Source organism: Rhizobium pisi, assembly GCF_003938655.1.
Lineage (GTDB): Bacteria > Pseudomonadota > Alphaproteobacteria > Rhizobiales > Rhizobiaceae > Rhizobium > Rhizobium pisi.
This window is the reverse complement of the sequence record NZ_RJJT01000004.1, coordinates 198566-216147: the sequence shown is the minus strand read 5'-3', so window position 1 is coordinate 216147 and position 17582 is coordinate 198566. Positions and strand designations below refer to the sequence as shown.

Below are 17582 nucleotides of genomic sequence, written 5' to 3'. Positions count from 1 at the left end.
ATGGCTCTTGCGCCCTTGCACAAATGAACGTCATGGAGAATCTCTAGTGCATAACGTGATAGAGGGTGCTTAGCGCGTCCAACTGGACGCGCTGCGCCCTGAGAAATGAAATCGCCTTCGCAAAGGATCGGCGAACAATGGATACATTGCCCGTCAACATACCCGGTTTCGTCTGGGCCTATCGTTTCTCGCCTGAGGAAAAGACCGCGGTGCGGTTGAACAACAGCGCGACCGTGGCAGAGCTGACCGCCGACAATTGTTTCTACTGGCTGCATCTCAACCTTGTCGACGCCCGCGTGCCGGCACTGCTCGATACCCTGGACGGATTGACGGAGGACGCGAAATCGGCGCTGACGACGCGCGATACGCATGCGGCCATCACCGTCGACGAGCAGATGCTCTACGGCACGCTCGTCGATTGCCAGCGCGATTTCGCCCAGGATACCAACAATCTCGGCTGGCTGCATTTCGCCATGTCCGACCGCTTCATCATTACCACCAGACTGCAGCCGCTGCGCAGCGTCGAACGGGCGCGCGCGTTGATCGAGAAGAATCCGGGCAAATTTTCGCGGCCGGTCGATCTCTTCGAACTGCTGGTCATCGAATTCCAGCGCACGCTGATTGCGATCGTCATCGAACTCACCGAAGAGCTGAACCTGATCGAGGACATCGTCTACGACAACGCACCACGCGACGAACGCCGGCGCCTGGCGCCGGTGCGGCGTACCGTGGTCAGGCTGCATCGGCATCTGCGCACGGTGCTGGCGCTGATGCGCCGGGCCGCAGCGACCGATGACGATGAGATGCCCTTCGGCTTCGACGACGTAGCGCGGCGACTGACGAGCCGGCTGGAAACGGTCGACCACGATATCTATGCGCTGCAAGACCGGGCACGCCTGCTGCACGAAGAAATCGATTCGAAACAATCCTCCGAAACCAACCGCCACCTCTATTTGCTGTCGATCATGACGGCCTTCCTGCTGCCGCCGACCCTGGTGACCGGCTTCTTCGGCATGAACACGGCAAACCTGCCCTTCGCCGTCGGCGACTACGGCACGGAATACGCCGTCGCCCTCATCATCGCTTCCATCGCTTTCGCGTGGTGGCTGCTGAGGCGCGTGGATATTCTTTGAATGCAAAACGCCCGGCGTGACCGCCGAGCGTTTGGCAGTTCAGCAGGCAGGCATCAATAAGGCGAATAGCACTGCTGGCGCGGGCCGTTTTTGGGCTGGAACGTGTTGTCGTAGGCCCGATAGGAACGGTAGCGGTTTGCGCACCAGGCCACGTGAGCCGAGCCCATGCTAGGTGCGGGCGCGACATAACGCGGCTGCGCGGCAACGGCGCCGCCGATGATCACACCGGTGCCGAAGGCAGCGAGCGGATACCAGTAGCCGTTATAATGGCGATATCCCGGACGGTAATAGCTATATCCGCGATAACCGCCATACCAGCCGGGCCGGTAATAGGCGCCCGGGCGATAGCCAGGCCGATAGCCGGGCCGGTAATAATCGCCGCGATAATAACGGCGGTACTGGACGCTCTCGACCGCGGAGGATTTTTCCACCTGCGGAGCAGTGGGCATCTGGATTGCTTGCGACGGCACGAAACCTGTCAGAACGACGGCGGCGGCCAGCACTGCGGTCGCGATCTTGTTTCTCAGCCCGATCATTGCTTCATCTCCCATTCAACAGCGATCACCGCCTGCCCAGCAATGCTTTGACGCCAGAATGGTTCCAAAAGCAGCCGGGGCCGGCTGCTTTTCCTTTTAGATCAGCTGAACTGAACCAGACATTAACTGGTGCGGACAGCGAAATCAGGCAACGGCCGAGATTTTCGCCTGATCGCCCTGCAGGCGGTTCACCATGAAGTTCGAATACCATTCGAGGAACTGCATGACACCGCCCTCGTGCACGGCGGAATAGGGACCGGGCTCGTAGGCCGGCGAGTGAATGCCGAAGGCGTTTTCCTCGACGATGCGGCGATCCTGGTCGTTGGTCTCCGTCCAGACGTGCGTCAGCTCTTCCAGATTGTAATCCACCCCTTCGACCGCGTCCTTGTGGACGAGCCACTTGGTCGTTACCGCCGTCTCGTTGGCACTGAGCGGCAGCACGCGGAAGGAGATGGCGTGGTCGCCGAGCAGGTGGTTCCACGTCGTCGGATAATGGAAGAGCAGCATGGTGCCGATACGGTTGATCGAGATGTCGTCGGACATCCGGCGCTTGACGGCGGGCTTGCCCGACATTGTGTAGCTCTCGGCATCCTCGATCAACGGCATGCGGGCGGTGCGGAACTGACCGTCCGGCGAAATCTGGAACTTGCTGGGCAGTCCGGCGGCTTCGCAGCGCTCCCAATGGCCCGCGATCTCCGGATCGTCGGCGCCGCCGTCCGTGCCGGTGACGCTCGGGGCTTCGGGATAGGTGCGGCAGAGTTCGGGATGGTTGGCGGCGCAGTGATAGCACTCGCGGTTGTTTTCCCAGACGAGTTTCCAGTTGCCCTTCTCTATGATCGTGCTCTGGAAGGCGACCTTGGTCTCGCCGATCCGATGCGGCGCCATATAGGGCTCGATCTTGTCGCGCATCGGCTGGAAATCCGGGGCGGTGTTGGCAAGGCAGATGAAAATGTAGCCTGCCACGCTCTCACAATGGACGGGCTTCAGGTTGAAGCCGCTCTTGTCGAAATCGTCGCCCATATGGCGGGCGAATGCGAGCTTGCCGTCGAGATCATAGGTCCACTGATGATAGGGGCAGACGAGACGCACGGAGGAGCCATGCTCCTTGGTGCAGACGCGCGAGCCGCGATGGCGACAGCTATTGTGGAAAGCGCGGATGACATTGTCGCGGCCGCGGACGATAACCACAGGATAAGTGCCGATCTGAACGGTGAAATAGGCGCCCGGCTTCGGCAGCTCGCAATCATGACCGATAAACAGCCAGTCGCGATAGTAGATCATCTCCATATCAAGCCGGAAATAATCCTCGTCGGTGTAGAACGGCTGCTCGAGGCTGAAGCCCTCACGGCGGTTCTTGAGCTGACGCAAAACGTTGCTGCGAATATCCATCTTTGTGTCCTCGTGCATCAGGCTGCCAGCCTTGAGAAGAAGGCCGGCGGAAGCGCGCCCGCTTCCTTCTCCTCGGGAGAATTGTTCACGGCGTCATTTAATCACCGAGCATGTCTGCCGCTTGGTTATAATGCGACATCGGCTTCGAAATTGACGACAGGATGCCGCAAGGCGCCACTGGCTTATTCTGGTCGATCGCATCGCCCGACTCTTCAGGCAATTATCGTCAATTGCGCCATGGCGTAAAGACCGGTTCGGCAAAGAGATCCGCTGCCTGATACCGACAGTCGTCGCATCTGCGACATATGCCGGTGCTTGCCTTAGCATTCCCTGGGTTGCCGGGCCGCTTTAACATCGCGTTAAGCATACCGCTCTATCCTCGTGGTGATTGCAGACTGACCGAAGAACGCGAACCATGGCCAAACTCCGTTATTTCGATGCGAAAGAAGCAGGCAAACTGCAGGAACCGCAGCTGATTGCGGCGCATTCCGAATTCTTACGCACCGGCCGCATCACACGCGAGCGGCGGCACTGGCTGGCCGAGGAAAAACGCTACCTCACCCATGAGGAGGTGGCGGCAAAAACCGGCCGCAAACTGCAGGTGGCCGGCGAGAAGACGCATCAGCACATCAACGGCTTCCACCGGTCGATCCAGTTTCCGAAGATGATCTTCCACCGGACGCTGGAGGACAGCCCGCATCTCGGCTATTGCCACGTCACCGCCGCGCGCACGAAATTCGCCCACTACGAAGAGGTGAGCTGGGCCTTCTACATCGCCAATTTCTATTCCGACATCGGCGAGAACGACAACTTCTTCGAACATATCGATGTCGGTTACTCCCGCATGTATTTCGCCGTCGCCATCAAACCGGGCGACAACTCCGCGGAAAGGATGACCATCGACAGGTCCGTGCGCGGCAACGGGCTGCTCTTCCGCACCCATGATCCGCAGGCGGCGATCCGCAACATCCTGCTGCTCGGCGCTCGCAACGAACAGCTGCGCGAAATCATCCGCCAACTCTAAAGCGCGTCGCGCCAAATCGGATTCATGCGGCGCGCTTTGGGTCTTCATTCGATGCATGTCGTTGTCCCAAAACCGCGCCACACTTTTGGGCGACATGCATTGGACGAACATCGCGATTGATCGCGGGCGACGGAAAGCCTAATGACTGCCGGGAAACCACCGGACGGGACATGGCACGCATAATCGACATTACGGCAGATAGACAGGCAGCGCTCGAAGCGGCCTGCGCGGCTCTTGCCGACGGCTTTGCAATCGCCGTGCCGACGGAGACCGTCTATGGTCTTGCCGCCGACGCCACCAATCCGGCAGCCATCACCCGCATCTACGAGACGAAGGGACGGCCGCGCTTCAATCCGCTGATCTGCCACATGGCCGATCTTGCGATGACCGAGGAGTACGCCGAATTCGATCCGGTTTCCCGGGTGCTCGCCACAGCTTTCTGGCCGGGCCCGCTGACCTTGGTGCTGCCGCTGAAACCTCAAAGCCCGATCCATTCGCTGGCAACCGCCGGGCTCGACAGCGTCGGCGTCCGCGTGCCGAAGGGTTTCGCAGGCGCGTTGATCGGCGCCTTCGGACGGCCGCTCGCAGCCCCCAGCGCCAATACATCAGGCCGAATCAGCGCAACGAGTGCCGCTCACGTCGAAGCCGATCTCGGAGCGAAGATCCCGCTGATCCTCGATGCAGGAGCGAGCGCCGTCGGCGTCGAATCGACGATCGTCAAGGTGGAGGACGGGCAGATGAGACTGCTTCGGCCGGGCGGGCTGGCGGCACGTGAGATCGAACGCGTCGCAGGCAAGCCGCTGCTGCGTGCGAACAAGGCATCGGCCGCAATCGAGGCGCCCGGCATGCTCGCCTCACACTACGCGCCCGGCGCTTCCGTGCGCCTCAATGCGACGGCGGTGGAACCGGGCGAGGCGTTGATCGCCTTCGGCAGCGCTGCTGTATCCGGCGCGGACGGTGCGCGGATCGTTCTCGACCTCAGCCCGCGCGGCGACCTTGCCGAAGCGGCGGCAAATCTTTTCGACTACATGAAGCGGGCCGATGCCAGCGGGGCGTCGAGCATCGCCTTTTCGCGAATCCCCGAAGAGGGACTGGGCGAAGCCATCAACGACCGCCTGCTACGGGCGGCCGCTCCCCGCGACTGAAAACCGCCAAGCATAGAGATAGAGAAGCGAGCCGATGACCAACGCCAGCATTTCCACCGAGCATCTCGACCGCTTCGCCGCCATCGTCGGCGACAAATACGCGCTTCGCGGCGAGGCCGACCTTGCTCCGCATCTGATCGAAAACCGTGGGCTCTATCACGGCTCCTCCCCTCTCCTCCTGAAACCGGGCTCGGTCGCCGAAGTCTCAGCGATCATGAAGCTTGCGACGGAGACCGGAACGGCGATTGTGCCGCAAACCGGCAATACCGGCCTTGTCGGCGGCCAGACGCCGCGTGAGGGCAAGTCCGATATCATCCTGTCGCTCGAGCGCATGAACCGGATTCGCGACGTCGATCCGGTGGCCAACGTGCTGGTGGTCGATGGCGGGGCCATCCTTGCCGAGGTTCAGAAGGCGGCCGAGGAGCATGGGCGGCTCTTTCCGCTGTCGCTTGGCTCGGAGGGTTCCTGCCGCATCGGCGGCAACCTTTCCACCAATGCCGGCGGCACGGCCGTGCTTGCCTACGGCAATATGCGCCAGCTCTGCCTCGGCCTCGAAGTGGTGCTGCCGACCGGCGAGATCTGGGACGGGTTGCGCCGCCTAAAGAAGGACAATACCGGTTACGACCTGCGCGACCTCTTCATCGGCGCCGAAGGCACGCTCGGCATCATCACCGGCGCTGTGCTGAAGCTCTTCCCGCAACCGCTCGGCCATCAGGTGGCCTTTGCCGGCCTGAATTCGGTCGAAGACGCGCTTGCCCTCTTCAACCTCGCCTCCAGCCTCTGCGGCGCCTCGCTCACCGGTTTCGAGCTGATGCCGCGCTTCGGCGTGGAGATCACCGCGCGCAACATCGACGGCGTGCGCGATCCCCTGGAAGCGGCCTATCCGTGGTACGTGCTGATCGATATTTCAACGTCGGACTCGGCCGAGACGGCGGAGCGGATGATGAACGCTCTGCTGGAGCAGGGATTCGAGGCCGGCCTGGTGCTGGATGCCGCGATCGCCTCGTCGGTGGCGCAGCAGAAAGCGCTCTGGCACATGCGCGAGAGCATGTCGGAAGCCCAGAAGCCGGAAGGCGGCTCGATCAAGCACGATGTTTCCGTGCCGGTCTCGCGGATTCCGCATTTCATGGCGGAAGCCGAAGAAGCGGTGATGGCGGCAATGCCCGGAGCCCGCATCTGCGCCTTCGGCCATATGGGCGACGGCAACATCCACTACAATATTTCCCAGCCGCTCGGCGCCGACAAGGACGCCTTCATCGCCCGCTGGCACGAGATGAACCACATCGTTCACGGGCTGGTGCTTGCTCATAACGGCTCGATCTCAGCCGAACACGGCATCGGCCAATTGAAGCGCGACGAGCTGGCGACAATCCGCCCGGCGATCGAAATCGAGCTGATGCGCCGCATCAAACGCACCTTCGATCCGGCAAACATCATGAACCCGGGAAAAGTGGTCCGCCTCGATCCTTGAGGCCGACGGTCAGGGCGATCAGCTTTTCTGCGTACCGCCGCCGGTCAGGAGCTGTAGTGCCGGTGACTGTTGCGTATTGTTCTTGACGTCGTACATCGCGGTGAACCGCCGCAACAGCTTGTCGACCTTCTTCGGATCCTGAAGATCCTCGAGCTTGACGAAGCGGCCGACAAGATCGGCCTGCTTGGCGACATCCATGCCGGATATCTGCGTCGGCAGGCTGTAGGCGGTGGTGATCACCTGGTAGAGCGCCTTGTCGCCGAGGATCGAATAGATCGAGGTGATGCTCGGGGCCTTGCGGCTGAAATAGAGGGCGAGACGGACACCGTCGTTACTTTGGCCCTGCTGGGTTTCCATCGTCTGCTGGACGAAGAGCTGCTGAGTGTGGTCCTCGGCGGCCTTGTTCTGGATGGCGCCGATCTTGGCGCGGGTGAGGTTGCCGTCCTTATCGAAGTTGAAGGCAGCGACAATATCCTTGAAGCGCGCGTCAGCCTTGGTGTTGAGGTAGCTCTTCTTGTCATCCGGATCCGAGGTGAAGATCTTCTTCAGCGTGGCCTTGTCGTAATTCTTCGGGTCGAGGTTGTTCGCCTTGAGCACCAGACCAGTCAGTCGGCTGTCATTCAGGAAATCGTCGAGCGACTTCACTTTTGCCATGCCCTTGGCGAAATAATCGACCTCGGCCGTCGCATCCTTCGATGCCTTGTCCTTCACCGGCCCGGCCTTCAGCAGCATGGTCATATGCGACTTGTAGTCGGTGGCGTACTTGGCCATGGTCGCGTCGGGCAGAGCCTGGAAGGGTGAAGCCGCCTTGCCGTCGGGACCGAAGTTGAAGGCGCGGGCCATCTTGGTGATGCGGTCATCCTTGAGGGACGCGATATATCCCTTCGGATCGTAGGCATCGCTGGTCAGGATCTTGCGCATCATCGACCGCGGCACGTCCTGCTCCGTCAGGCCAAAGGCCTGCAACGCCACGTGATAGGGATCCGGCAGATTATCATTGCTCTTAGTGAAATCAGCCGTCGCATTGGTGCGCAGGAAATCATTGACGGTCTTGATATCGGAAAAGTCCAGCAGGCTGTTGCTGGGGGCCATCATGGTTTTGTAGTTGGACGCTACCTCGTCGATCGCCTCGTCGCGCTCATCGTCGTAGCGTGCAGCATAGTTGTCGTTGGTGGCCTGGGCCTGATCGGCGTTCTGAACCGAGCTGAGAGCCGGAAGGGATCCGTCGGCAGCAAAGTTGAAGTCCGCGTTGAGATCGGCATGGCCGGCTGCAGCTGCAGCCGTGGGATCGGTCAGAATGCTCTTCAGATCGGCGTCCGAGATATCGAAAGGCAGATCGTAGGTGCTTTTCAGAAAATTGGTGATGGCGGGATCAGCCAGCAGCTCGTCGACGTTGCCGATCGACGTCATCCGGGCAGAATAGTCGTCCGTGCGTGCCGAAGCGCTAAATTTCGTGCTGTTGATCTGGCTGGCCGTCTGCGCAGCCATGCCGTCCTTGAGCGAGCCGTCCGCCTTGAAATTGAAGGCGGCGGCGACGTCGGCATAAGTGCCGGTGCCACTCTGGTCGGTCAGGATAGCGCGAAGAGCGACATCGCTGACCGTCGACGGGATGCCATAGGCGTTGCGCACGAAATTGTTCAGTTTGCGATCTGCCAGCAACTGATCGACGTTGGAGATGCCCGCGATCGTCGATTGGTAATAGACTGCTGCACTATCGGCCTTGCTGGCCGTGCTCGCGCTCTGAGAGGCGCTCTGGGAGGCATGAAGGGTCGCGACCGATCCGTCCGCCTTGAAATTGAAGAGGTCGTGAACGTCGCCATAGCCTTGGGCGGCAGCAGCCGAAGGATCGACCAGGAAAGTCCTCAAGGTCGCATCGGAAACGCTGTCTGCGATCTGCATGCTGTTTCTGAGGTAGCTCACCGCAACCGGATCGGACATGATGTCATCGACATTGGTGACATTGCCGATCATGCTGTTGAAGTGTGCTGCGTTCGCCGCCGACTTGTCGGTGGTCGATTTCTGTTGCGCCGCTGTCTGGATCGCGGATCCGTTGATCGAGCCGTCCGCCTGAAAGTTAAAGGCGGCGTTGATGTCGGCATGCCCCTGAGCCGCGGCATAGGACGGATCGGTCAGGATGTTCTTCAAATCGGCATTGCTGAAACTCGTGCCGAGACCGTAAGCATCCTTGATGTAACGCGCCAGAACGCTGTCTGAGAGGAGATCATCAACATTGGTGATGGCGCTCGATTGAGAAGTCACCGTGTAATAATTGCTGGTGCTTGAGGCAGCCGACTGCAGCTTGTTCGCCTGGTCGATCGACTGAACACGCACGGTGTTCGAGGTCGTGCCGTCAGCCTTGAAATTGAAGGCGTTATAGACATTGGTAAAGCCCATCAGCTGGGCATAGCTTGGATCGGTGAGCACCATGCGCAGCGCTGGGGCCGTAAAGTCAGCCCCCATGCTGTAGGCCGTCTTGATGTAGGAGGTCAGGCGGTTGTCCGCGACCAGATCGTCGACATTGGTGATCGTACCGATCTTGGCGGTGTAATAGGCCTTGTTGTAGTCGGCCGCCGTCTTGCTGACGTAGTAGACATCCGAACCGACCGAATTGTCGATGATGAGCGATTGGGAGTTCAACGTATAGGTCTCGATGACCGAGGCCTTCTGCGCGGCGGTCTGCGCCGTGCCGGTGACGGTGCCGTCGGCGTTGAAGCTGAACTGGGCGGCCAGCGCCTTGTATTTGTCGCCGCCTTGCGTATTGACCACGCTCGAGGGGTCGCTGAGATCGCTCGTCAGCACCTGCCGCAGGAAATCCTTCGACGCATAGGTGGGATCGATCTTGAAGGTCTTCAGCACATAGGTGCGCAGCCGGGTGTTGTTGACGAGATCGTCAACGGTCTGCACGGAGTCGATATTGTTGCTGTAATAGGTGCTTTCGGCAGTGGCGGCGTTGTCGGCATCGACAAAGGATTGCTTGTAGAGGCCGATGAGATCGTCCTCCTGCGCATCCGTCTGCACATCCTTTTCAGGCGAGTTGAAATTGAAGGCAGCGGCGAATTCGCGGTAACGCGTGTCGGAGAGCTTGTTGGCGTAGCTGTTGGGATCGGTGAGATCGCTTTCCAGCACCTTCTTCATGAAGGCCTTGGCGTAGGTCATATCCTCGAGGCCATAGGCCTTCATCGCATAGCTGTAGAGCTTGTAATCGCCGAGGAAGTCGTCGACGGTTTTGACCTTATTGATATTGTCCGCATAGTACTGGGCTTCCTTCTTGACGGTCGACTGCGACGCAACCTTGGCGAGGCTGGACGTCATATCCTTCGACAAAATCGAATATGCGAGGGAAGCCGTAATCATGAAAAGCGCCCTTTTCGGCAAATTCTTTAAGAGAATCACGCACTGCTGGTGACGGCATTTTGCCACGAAAAACTTACCTGAGGCTTACCCCAGGATGTGCCGCTTCAGGACACCACACCGTTCACCTTCCGGAAACCCTGCCGGATTCGGTTTTGATAACCATCGCAGGAGGCAAAGTTTTCTTAACCGCAATTTTTAAGCTGTACGGAACGGGGCACGCCTATTGTCGGCCATAGAGGACGAAAAGTCCCAAGGAGAAGACCGGAAACGGCTCTCAGGTAAGACAAGGGTAGAATGAAATGAACAATCCCGTTATGAAGCCCGCATGGGCTGGTACGACGTTGCGCCTCGATCCGTCCCGCTTTCCCCAGCAGGTCAGCTACGCCATCCATGATTGTTCGGATGACGTCAACATCACCATAGACGAGCGCGGCGCAGTCCTGCGCAAGGTCCTTCCCTCCAGCGGCCTACCACTCTCGATTGCGCTGCCGAAGCGCGTCTTCAAGGGTGTCGCCGCCCGCGCCATCGACCATGGTGACGGCGAGGTCACCGTGACGCTCGAACTCCACCACGCAGACCCGGAACTCTGCGTTCCACTGCTTGTCGCCCATGATCTCAGCGATATCGCCGCCGACTGGCGTAGCTGGTCCGAAGCCTTCCGCATCCCGATGCTGATGGTCGAGGCCGACGGCGTCGCCCGTCCGCTCGAAGACCATATCGGGGCCTTGCGCACCAGCGACCTCAAGCCGCGCCGCCGCCATTCCTACTTCGCCAACCGCCGTCCGCGCTTCCTCGTGCGCCGCACCACCGGCCGGCTGGGCGTCGCCATGAAGATCGAAGGCAAGGAAATCATCGCCCGCAACTAAAGCGCCACGCATCGAACTTGATGCGCGCAACGCTGCGCACTTCCGGGCGACATGCTTCGGAACCATTTTGAAACCCGGCGCCTGCGCCGGGTTTATCGTTTCATGCATCGTCCCATTCAGGGAATGGCGAAGAGCAGCGAGAGGAAAAGGCCGAAGAAGATGATGAGGCCGACGCGGTTGTTCGACTTGAAGAGCGCCAGGCATTGGGCCGGATCGTTGATATCGAGCCGGATGATCTGCCAGCCGAACATGCCAGCCGCACCGATGAGGCCCAGGAAGGCAATCAGGTTGGCGCCCGCGAGCGCGAAAGCCAGGAACATTAGCACCAACGTCAGCCCGTAAAGGCAGATCAGCCATTGCCGCGTTTTGTCGCCGAAGAGGCGGGCGGTGGAGCGCACGCCGATCAGCTCGTCGTCCTCCTTGTCCTGATGCGCATAGATCGTATCGTAACCGATTGTCCAGGCGACGGAGGCGGCGTAGAGCAGGATGGCGGCGAAGGAGAGGCCGCCCAAAATGCCGGCCCAGCCCATCAGCGCGCCCCAGGAGAAGGCAAGTCCCAGGAAGAATTGCGGCCAGTCGGTAAAGCGCTTGGCGAAGGGATAAAGCGCCACGATGCCCAGCGAAAGCACGCCGAGGAAGACGGTGAGCCAGTTAAACTGCAGCAGCACGAAAAGGCCGACCAGCGCCTGCAGGCCGATGAAGATCTTCGCCCGGGCGCGCGTGACGCGGCCGGAGGGGAGCGGACGCGAGCGCGTGCGGGCCACTTCCATGTCGATCTTGTGGTCAACGAGATCGTTGTAGGTGCAGCCGGCGCCGCGCATGGCGACCGCGCCGATGAAATACAGGAAAAGATGGGACACTAGCAGGCTGCCGGAATAAAGCCCCTCGTCAATCGCCGCATTGGCGGCAAGTGTCGCCGACCAGAAGCACGGCCACATCAGGAGTTGCCAGCCGATAGGGCGATCCCAGCGCGCAAGCTGCGCATAGGGCCAGAGCCATTGCGGCAGGATCCGGTAGACCCAGTTGTCGGAAGGCGCGTCGGAGACGCGGTCATTGAAGTTGTCGGTATCTTCCATGCCGCCCATCTAGCGATGGGCCGGCAATCCGGTCAAGAAGCGATCACCGCGCCGCGACCGCATAATTCCTTAAATCGGAATCAATCCAAGGGCATATCCCGTGGCAATTCAAAGCGATACAGCGCCGCTTGCGCGCCCAAAGGGACGCGCAAGCGGTGTCAATCACTGCAGCGAAAAATTGAACTTGTAAGTCGCCGAGACGCCGATCAGGACCTGGTTCTTGGAGCCGCGCTCGCGCACGAGACTGCTGTCGGCGGCGGGACCGGCCAGCCGCTTATATTCCAGGAAGGAACTCGCCGAGAGGTTTTCCGTCGCCTTCCAGGTGAGCGCCGTACCTGCACCGTAGGACTGGATGCCCGACGACGGCTTATAAGGATCAAGCCCGCTTGCCGCCGCCTGCTTGGCGTTGACGCCGTAATAAGCGTCGTAATAGCCGCTGGTGGCGAATGTCGCGCGCGGGCCGCCGGATAGTTGCAGGTCCGGGGCAATATCGGTGAAGGCATCGACGGCGAGATCGGCGACGACGCCGTCATGGGCGCGGATGCCCTGGCGAACCTCGGCGCGGGCGCGAAGGAAATCGGTCGGATAGACCTCGACGAATCCGCCGGCTTCCGCCCCCCACTTTACCTTCTTCATACCCTTCAGTTCATGGCCATCGCCGTCGTCACGCGACGGTACGAACCGGCCGACAATGCCGGCGCGGAAGGCGCCGTTGTCGATGAGAGCGAAGGAAGGATTGTCGTTGCGCGAGGAAAACCGCGGGCCGGAGCCCTGCCGGCCAACTGAGATCAGCGGGCTGAACTTGAATTCGTTACGCGACGAGCCCTCGAATTTCGGAGCGGAGAAGCCGGCGACGCCGACGTTCAGATACCAGTCGCCGGACCAGAAATGTTGGCCGCTTTCCTGCGCGGCGGCTGATCCAAAAGAAGAAAGGGCAATAGCCAAAGAAATCGATACGACTGATCGATGAAACACGTCCGCACTCCAGAAAACGCAAAAACAAAGCCGCGGAGGGCGGCAGCCGCTACACTTATCCCGATCTCGTTACCCCAATGTTAACCACGGCAGCGAGATGAGGACGGCTTTCTAACGCTGGTTCCAGCGGCGGATGACCGGTTCGCTCAGGTCGTGCTCGTAGCCGAGCACGCTGATGCTTGTGGTATCGAGCACGAAACGCGCGCCGTCTTGCGGCGGCAGGCCGAGCCAGCGGGCGGCGAGCACACGCAGGAAATGCGAACTCGAAAAGATCAGGATGGTAGCGGCTTCCGCGCGAAGCGCATCGATGACAGCATCCGCCCGTGCGCCGACATCGGCTGCCGTTTCGCCACTCGGGCAGCCGTCGCGAAAAAGCTGCCAGCCGGGGCGACCCGCAAGGATCTCCTTCGTCGTGATGCCTTCATAAGCGCCGTAGTTCCATTCGGCGAGATCCCCTTTGATCACCGCACCCGAGCCGAATCCGGCAAGCGCGCAGGTCTTCCGGGCCCGCTCGGAGGGGCTCGACCAGACGGCGGAGAAGGAGAGGCCCGCCAGCCGTTCTGTAAGCTTGCCGGCAGCGGCCTCGCCGTTCGCCGTCAAGGGAATATCGCTGCGTCCGGTATGGCGCCCGGACAGGCTCCATTCGGTCTCACCATGACGAACCAGATAGATCTCGGGAAATGGGCTGCTCATCGACACGTCCTTTCATGATGGCCGGTCTCTCGGCGAAGGCGCTGCTGGATCAGAACGTCACCTTCTCGAGCGGCGCACGCCTCGCCTCGAATTCCCTCAGCTTGGCTTCGTTGCGCGCGATGTAATTGCGATTGTCGGGAACGGCGAACTGGTTCTTGGCGATCTGGATCTGCAGGATGAAGAGCTCGTCGAAGCGGAAGCCCATTTCGGAACCCGCCAGATAGAATTCCCACATGCGGAAGAACTGTTCGTCGTAAAGCGCTACGGCCTCACCTTTGCGCGCCACGAAACGCTCGCGCCAGTGGCGCAGCGTATAGGCATAGTGCATTGGCAGGATTTCGATATCCTTGACCAGGAGCCCCGCCTTTTCGAGCGGCGGAACGACCTCGCCCACCGAGGGAATATAGCCGCCGGGGAAGATATACTTCTCGATGAAGGCGTTGGTGGCGAAGCTCGGCTTCGGACGGCCGATCGAGTGCAGGACCATGACGCCGTTGTCGTCGAGCAGGTCGAATACTTTGCGGAAGAAATTGCCGTAGTTGCCGATACCGACATGTTCGAACATGCCGACCGAGACGATGCGGTCAAACTTCCTGCCCGTCATGCTGCGATAGTCCTGCAGCTCGAAACGCACGCGGTCGGCAAGGCCGCGCTTTTCGGCGCGCGCGCGGGAAACCTTGAGCTGTTCCTCGCTGAGCGTGATGCCGGTGAAGTCAGCCCCTTCCGTTGCCTCCGTCAGGTACATGCCCATGCCGCCCCAGCCGGAACCGATCTCCAGGATGCGCTGGTTCGGCTCGAGCAGGAGTTTGGCGGCGATATGCCGTTTCTTGGCAAGCTGCGCCTCGTCAAGGCCGATACCAGCCGGCTCGAAATAGGCGCAGGAATATTGCCAGTCCTCATCGAGGAAAAGGTCGAAGAGCTTGGCCGATAGGTCGTAGTGATGGGCGACGTTGTGCTTGTTGCGATTGACAGGCACGCGGCTTTTCAGCTGCTGCCAGGCAATGCGGCCGAGGAGTAGTGCCGCCATCTTGAAATCGAAGATTTCGTTGGTGGTGTTCTGCTTCACCAGCGACAGGAAATCGTAGATGTTACCCTGTTCGAGAATGAACCGGCCTTGCATGTACATTTCGCCGAGCTTCATGGTCGGGTCGCGCCGGATGGCGTCTTCCGCCTCCTGATCGGCAAGGCGGGCGACAACGGTTTCACCCGTGCCGTCGCCGACCACGTGAGTCTCGCCATTGGCAAGGGTAAGTTTCAAAGAACCCTTGCGGATGATTTGCTGGACGATCGATAAGAATGCCGACGCCATTGACGCCTCGCAAATGTGACAGGATGGTCACATCAACTTAGGCGATCTCTTTCGCCTTACAAGCGCCGGATTTAGCACTCCGTTCAGAACGCTGCCAAACTGTTGCATTTTTGCCGATGTGGTGGCTAAGCCATTATTTTCGCTTCATGGCTTCGGCAAGTGCCGCGCCGAAGGCACCCTGACTTTCCGGCTTCGGTGTGGCGGGCCGACGCTCGTTCTGCGGCCCGGAACCGGAATTCCCGCGAGAATCACCACGCGGCGGCGGCGCTGAAGAACCGTCATCGCGCCGCATGGAAAGACCGATGCGCTTGCGCTTGGCATCGACTTCAACGACCCGCACCTTGACAACATCGCCCGCCTTGACGACCTCGTGGGGATCCTTGACGAAGCGATCGGCGAGCTGGGATACATGCACCAGACCATCCTGGTGCACACCGATATCGATGAAGGCGCCGAAGGCGGCGACATTGGTCACTGTGCCTTCCAGCACCATGCCGGGCTTCAAGTCGGAAATTTCGTTGACGCCCTCTGCGAAGGTCGCGGTCTTGAAGCTCGGGCGCGGGTCGCGACCGGGCTTCTCCAGTTCCGAGATGATGTCCTTGACCGTCGGCAGGCCGAATTTCTCGTCGATGAACTGGCGCGGATCGATCGATTTCAGGACGGCGCTGTCGCCCATCAGCGCCCTGAGATCGCGGCCGCAGGCAGCGACGATCTTCTTGGCGACGCCATAGGCTTCCGGGTGGACCGAGGAGGCATCGAGCGGCTCCTTGCCATTGGGGATGCGCAGGAAGCCGGCGCATTGCTCGAAGGTGCGGCCGCCGAGGCGAGCAACCTTCATCAGATCGCGTCGTGTTTCGAAACGGCCCTCGCTGTCGCGGTGGCGGACGATTGCGTCGGCAATCGAAGGCCCGAGCCCGGAGACGCGGGCGAGCAGCGGCGCGGACGCGGTGTTCAAATCGACGCCGACGGCATTCACGGCATCTTCCACCACGGCATCGAGCGAGCGCGACAGCTTCTGCTGGTCGACATCGTGCTGATACTGGCCGACGCCGATCGACTTCGGCTCGATCTTGACGAGTTCGGCCAGCGGATCCTGCAGACGGCGCGCGATGGAGACCGCGCCCCGCAGCGAGACGTCGAGATCGGGGAATTCGGCGGCCGCCGTTGCTGAGGCGGAATAGACCGAGGCGCCCGCTTCCGACACGATGACCTTGGTCGGCTTCGGCGCCGGCAGTTCGGCCAGCATGTCGGCCACCAGCTTTTCCGTTTCGCGGCTGCCGGTGCCGTTGCCGATCGAGATCAGCTCGACATTGTGCTTGCGGATCAGCGATGCGAGCTCGATCTGGGCGCCGCGCACGTCGTTCCGAGGCTGGAAGGGATAGACGGTCGATGTCGCTACCACCTTGCCAGTGCCGTCGACGACAGCGACCTTGACGCCGGTGCGGATGCCGGGATCGAGACCCATCGTCGCGCGCGAGCCGGCGGGTGCCGCCAGCAGCAGATCCTTGAGATTGCGGGCGAAGACATGGATCGCCTCTTCCTCCGCCCTCTCACGCAGCTCCCGCATCAGGTCGAGCGAAAGCGACATGGAAAGCTTCACGCGCCAGCTCCAGCTTGCGACCTCCATCAGCCAGCGGTCGCCGGGGCGGCTTGCGCCGATCTCATAGGCGGCCGCGATCATGCGTTCGACCGGCTTGTTAGGAGAGACGGTCTCGGCATCCGCCTCGATCGTCAGCGTCAGCACCTCTTCGTTCCAGCCGCGCAGCATGGCGAGCGCGCGGTGGCCGGGTGCGGTCGCCCAGCGTTCGGAATGGTCGAAATAATCGGAAAACTTCTCGCCCGTCGCCTGCTTGCCGTCGACGACCTTGGCCTTAAGCAACGAGGCCTGGCGCATATGGGCGCGCAGCCTGCCAAGCAGATCGGCATTTTCGGCAATGCCTTCGGCGACGATGTCGCGGGCGCCTTCCAGCGCCGTCTTCACGTCGGGCACATCAGCAGTGATGAAACCTTCGGCCAGCACGGCCGGTTCCTTGGCGCGCTCGGCGAGGATTGCCTCGGCGAGCGGGCCGAGGCCGCGTTCGCGGGCGATCTCGGCGCGGGTGCGGCGCTTCGGCTTGTAGGGCAGATAGAGGTCTTCGAGCTCGGCCTTGGTTTCGGCGCCGGCGACCTTGGCCATCAGCTCGTCCGTCATCTTGCCCTGACCGGTGATCGATTCGACGATCGCATCGCGGCGGGCTTCGAGTTCGCGGAGATACACCAGCCGCTCGGCCAGATTGCGCAGCTGCGTATCATCCAGCCCGCCCGTCACTTCCTTGCGGTAGCGCGCGATGAAGGGCACGGTGGCGCCCTCGTCCAGCAGCTCGATCGCGGCTTTGGCCTGGTCGGGCCGGGCGTTGATTTCGGCAGAGATGCGGGCTGCGAGGAAACGGAGGTCAGCGGCCATGGGATTTCCTGTTTCGACTGAGGTGGCGGGACCATAACGGCGAAAAGCGGCAAGGCAATGTTGGAGTTTGCTGCCCGGCGCCGATCCACAGGAAAGCATGCCGGAAAGGCGGCGATTTTGCGGTTGTGCAGATGCGGCATTCTTTGCTAGCAGAAGCAACGTTTTGAC

Annotated in this window: 13 protein-coding genes; 5 read left to right on the top strand and 8 right to left on the bottom strand. The window is 60.9% G+C overall.

Annotation, left to right across the window (positions count from 1 at the left end):
* Positions 1-137 precede the first annotated feature (137 nt).
* Entirely contained in the window at positions 138-1133 is a 996-nt protein-coding gene (locus EFD55_RS07365; protein ID WP_125843949.1) for a transporter, read from the top strand.
* A gap of 53 nt (positions 1134-1186) precedes the next feature.
* Here EFD55_RS07365 and EFD55_RS07360 read toward each other — a convergent pair whose 3' ends face one another.
* Positions 1187-1669, bottom strand: coding sequence for a BA14K family protein (locus EFD55_RS07360; protein ID WP_125843948.1), 483 nt, complete (start codon positions 1667-1669; stop codon positions 1187-1189).
* Positions 1670-1813: 144 nt separating this feature from the next.
* Positions 1814-3058 (bottom strand): aromatic ring-hydroxylating oxygenase subunit alpha, encoded by a 1245-nt coding sequence (locus EFD55_RS07355; RefSeq protein WP_125843947.1) that lies wholly within the window; start codon positions 3056-3058, stop codon positions 1814-1816.
* A gap of 415 nt (positions 3059-3473) precedes the next feature.
* Between EFD55_RS07355 and EFD55_RS07345 the strand changes: the two genes are divergently transcribed.
* From EFD55_RS07345 to EFD55_RS07335, 3 genes are all read left to right on the top strand, one after another.
* Complete coding sequence (locus EFD55_RS07345) at positions 3474-4082, top strand: DUF6656 family protein (RefSeq protein ID WP_125843946.1); 609 nt, start codon at positions 3474-3476, stop codon at positions 4080-4082.
* 170 nt (positions 4083-4252) lie between these two features.
* Positions 4253-5227 (top strand): L-threonylcarbamoyladenylate synthase, encoded by a 975-nt coding sequence (locus tag EFD55_RS07340; RefSeq protein ID WP_125843945.1) that lies wholly within the window; start codon positions 4253-4255, stop codon positions 5225-5227.
* Positions 5228-5261: 34 nt separating this feature from the next.
* Positions 5262-6698 (top strand): FAD-binding oxidoreductase, encoded by a 1437-nt coding sequence (locus EFD55_RS07335; RefSeq protein ID WP_125843944.1) that lies wholly within the window; start codon positions 5262-5264, stop codon positions 6696-6698.
* 18 nt (positions 6699-6716) lie between these two features.
* On the opposite strand, the gene EFD55_RS07330 is transcribed toward EFD55_RS07335, so the two are convergent.
* On the bottom strand, positions 6717-10052 hold the full coding sequence (locus tag EFD55_RS07330; RefSeq protein WP_125843943.1) for a DUF1217 domain-containing protein: 3336 nt from the start codon (positions 10050-10052) through the stop codon (positions 6717-6719).
* A gap of 299 nt (positions 10053-10351) precedes the next feature.
* Here EFD55_RS07330 and EFD55_RS07325 point away from each other — a divergent pair, with 299 nt between their 5' ends.
* On the top strand, positions 10352-10918 hold the full coding sequence (locus tag EFD55_RS07325; RefSeq protein ID WP_125843942.1) for a DUF6101 family protein: 567 nt from the start codon (positions 10352-10354) through the stop codon (positions 10916-10918).
* Between the two features lie 116 nt (positions 10919-11034).
* On the opposite strand, the gene ubiA is transcribed toward EFD55_RS07325, so the two are convergent.
* From ubiA to EFD55_RS07300, 5 genes are all read right to left on the bottom strand, one after another.
* Positions 11035-11994, bottom strand: a complete 960-nt coding sequence (gene ubiA, locus EFD55_RS07320; protein WP_125843941.1) for a 4-hydroxybenzoate octaprenyltransferase — start codon at positions 11992-11994, stop codon at positions 11035-11037.
* A 162-nt stretch (positions 11995-12156) separates the two neighbouring features.
* On the bottom strand, positions 12157-12969 hold the full coding sequence (locus EFD55_RS07315) for a MipA/OmpV family protein (protein ID WP_125843940.1): 813 nt from the start codon (positions 12967-12969) through the stop codon (positions 12157-12159).
* A 111-nt stretch (positions 12970-13080) separates the two neighbouring features.
* Positions 13081-13662 carry a histidine phosphatase family protein gene (locus tag EFD55_RS07310; protein ID WP_125843939.1) on the bottom strand — a complete coding sequence of 194 codons (582 nt, stop codon included), beginning with the start codon at positions 13660-13662 and terminating at the stop codon, positions 13081-13083.
* A gap of 49 nt (positions 13663-13711) precedes the next feature.
* Positions 13712-14971 (bottom strand): cyclopropane fatty acid synthase, encoded by a 1260-nt coding sequence (locus tag EFD55_RS07305; RefSeq protein WP_125843938.1) that lies wholly within the window; start codon positions 14969-14971, stop codon positions 13712-13714.
* A gap of 133 nt (positions 14972-15104) precedes the next feature.
* Complete coding sequence (locus tag EFD55_RS07300; RefSeq protein WP_125843937.1) at positions 15105-17414, bottom strand: Tex family protein; 2310 nt, start codon at positions 17412-17414, stop codon at positions 15105-15107.
* Positions 17415-17582: the final 168 nt, after the last annotated feature.

Excerpts from the sequence above, each read along its gene's own strand:
- ubiA (WP_125843941.1), bottom strand. The coding sequence starts at position 11,994 with ATGGAAGATACCGACAACTTCAATGACCGCGTCTCCGACGCGCCTTCC.
- EFD55_RS07300 (WP_125843937.1), bottom strand. The coding sequence starts at position 17,414 with ATGGCCGCTGACCTCCGTTTCCTCGCAGCCCGCATCTCTGCCGAAATC.
- EFD55_RS07340 (WP_125843945.1), top strand. The coding sequence starts at position 4,253 with ATGGCACGCATAATCGACATTACGGCAGATAGACAGGCAGCGCTCGAA.
- EFD55_RS07335 (WP_125843944.1), top strand. The coding sequence starts at position 5,262 with ATGACCAACGCCAGCATTTCCACCGAGCATCTCGACCGCTTCGCCGCC.
- EFD55_RS07360 (WP_125843948.1), bottom strand. The coding sequence starts at position 1,669 with ATGATCGGGCTGAGAAACAAGATCGCGACCGCAGTGCTGGCCGCCGCC.
- EFD55_RS07345 (WP_125843946.1), top strand. The coding sequence starts at position 3,474 with ATGGCCAAACTCCGTTATTTCGATGCGAAAGAAGCAGGCAAACTGCAG.
- EFD55_RS07330 (WP_125843943.1), bottom strand. The coding sequence starts at position 10,052 with ATGATTACGGCTTCCCTCGCATATTCGATTTTGTCGAAGGATATGACG.
- EFD55_RS07355 (WP_125843947.1), bottom strand. The coding sequence starts at position 3,058 with ATGGATATTCGCAGCAACGTTTTGCGTCAGCTCAAGAACCGCCGTGAG.
- EFD55_RS07305 (WP_125843938.1), bottom strand. The coding sequence starts at position 14,971 with ATGGCGTCGGCATTCTTATCGATCGTCCAGCAAATCATCCGCAAGGGT.
- EFD55_RS07325 (WP_125843942.1), top strand. The coding sequence starts at position 10,352 with ATGAACAATCCCGTTATGAAGCCCGCATGGGCTGGTACGACGTTGCGC.
- EFD55_RS07310 (WP_125843939.1), bottom strand. The coding sequence starts at position 13,662 with ATGAGCAGCCCATTTCCCGAGATCTATCTGGTTCGTCATGGTGAGACC.
- EFD55_RS07365 (WP_125843949.1), top strand. The coding sequence starts at position 138 with ATGGATACATTGCCCGTCAACATACCCGGTTTCGTCTGGGCCTATCGT.